This is a genomic window from Pseudovibrio axinellae (genome assembly GCF_900110875.1).
Taxonomy (GTDB): Bacteria; Pseudomonadota; Alphaproteobacteria; order Rhizobiales; family Stappiaceae; genus Pseudovibrio; species Pseudovibrio axinellae.
On the sequence record NZ_FOFM01000079.1, the window covers coordinates 1 to 1,594 of the forward strand.

Genomic DNA, 1,594 nt, shown 5'->3' on the forward strand with positions numbered 1-1,594 from the left:
CCTCTTAGAGCGGTTTGAACAAAGTGCTGCAGCAAAGGACCAGCAAAGGGGTTTAGGCGCGCCGTCAGTGCCGCATTTGGGAGTTGAAATTGGGGGCAACGAGGACCCACAAAACACTGTTGGTCGGAAGAAAACTTCCGGCAGGCCGGAACTGGATTTCCGACACATAAATACAAACTATACAAATCAAACACTTTCTAACGAAAGACGTAATAAGCGGGCATTGCCTTACGGCAATGACTTAAACTCTCCTTTGAGCGCTACCGCGCAAATGGCTCTTGAAAGATCAAAGCCTGAAAGTGCCGATCGCGCCCGTCAACACCTTCATGGGGTTGAGGGAAGATCCGATGCCCCTGCCCTGCCCCAAACTAATCCCCCTTCAGCACAAGCAGCGTTCCTAAATTCAGGTATTGAGCACATCACCCTTAAACAGATTTTGGCGTGCAGCAGCCCCATGCTGCGCGAAATGATCAGCAACGCCTCAAAAGCTGGGGGCTCCGACTGGACGGCGCTCATCAAGGCGGCAAAATTAGCGGCAAGCTTTCTGGGGATCTCAACTCCAGCCTGGCAAGAGGCCTGCGACAAGCTTGGCGCAAGTGCGGCCGCAACAATCATTGTGATTGCCGAGCGCCGCAGCACCGATCCGACCACTCCCATCAACTCCTATGGCGGCTTTGTGCGCGGCTGTCTGGCGAAAGCTGAAACCGGTAATCTACATCTACACAAATCTGTTTTTGGGCTGCTGGCCAAAGGCAACCTTGATGAATAGGAGCGTCACAAAATTGGGGCGTTGCCCCCGATCGCTGTCAAGGACAAGGGAGCTAAAGCTCCTCGGGCATCTGGCTTCCCTATCCTTCCTCCCTGACTTTTGCGCCGGCACTTGCGGCCCAAAAGTCAGCTCGTGCAGCACACGTGCGGCAAGCGAAACGCTCTTGCAGGACGGCTTACGTGCAAGCGCACTTCAATGGGAGAACCCCGCCAGAAGCCCGATCCTTGACAGCGATCTCCCCCGTTTTGCATGGCGGGAAAAATGAAACGCACAGTGAGAGAAAATTCCATCAACCAACCCTCACCGCAATCCGGTGAACCACTCAAGAGGAAACCTCAATGAGAAAGCTATTTCTTATTCTTGCCGCAACCATGATGTTGGCGGCCTGTCAGACAACATCTGTTGTCGTCTCGTCAAATCAACCGCCCCGTGTGGTGATGCAAAAGTCAATTCCAGCGGCAAAACAGGCCGTCATTGCAAAATTCCAGAGCAGAGAATTTAAAGTCCTGCGCAGCGCCGGGAGTACTGTTGTTGTTGAACAGCTCCTTACCCCAAACAGCAATGAGCGAAAACAACACGCCTCTTACAGCGATGGTATTCCGCGTGCCCGCGCTACCCTGCGCTTTAACAATGTTGAGGGTGGGACACAGGTCACAAGCTCATTCGACATGATCATCAATCCAGGTAAAGCCAATCAGCAAAAAGTAACGTTGCTGGACAGCCCGGATGGTGGGCGGTTGCAGCGACTGTTGGAGAGCATCAGCTAAGAGTAGATTATCTGGTCAGGCGAAGTAAGATTTGCCTGACCGCAGAGCGGGAGTTCAA

The 1,594-nt window shown here is 53.1% G+C and carries 2 protein-coding genes; both read left to right on the forward strand.

Translation table 11 applies throughout. The features are described 5' to 3' along the window. On the forward strand, positions 1-769 hold a 769-nt coding region (gene repC, locus BMZ51_RS23610; RefSeq protein ID WP_244277648.1), incomplete at its 5' end, for a replication initiation protein RepC. 338 nt (positions 770-1,107) lie between these two features. Further along, a complete protein-coding gene (locus tag BMZ51_RS23615) occupies positions 1,108-1,536 on the forward strand; it encodes a putative periplasmic lipoprotein (RefSeq protein WP_074882426.1) in 429 nt (142 codons plus the stop codon). Positions 1,537-1,594: the final 58 nt, after the last annotated feature.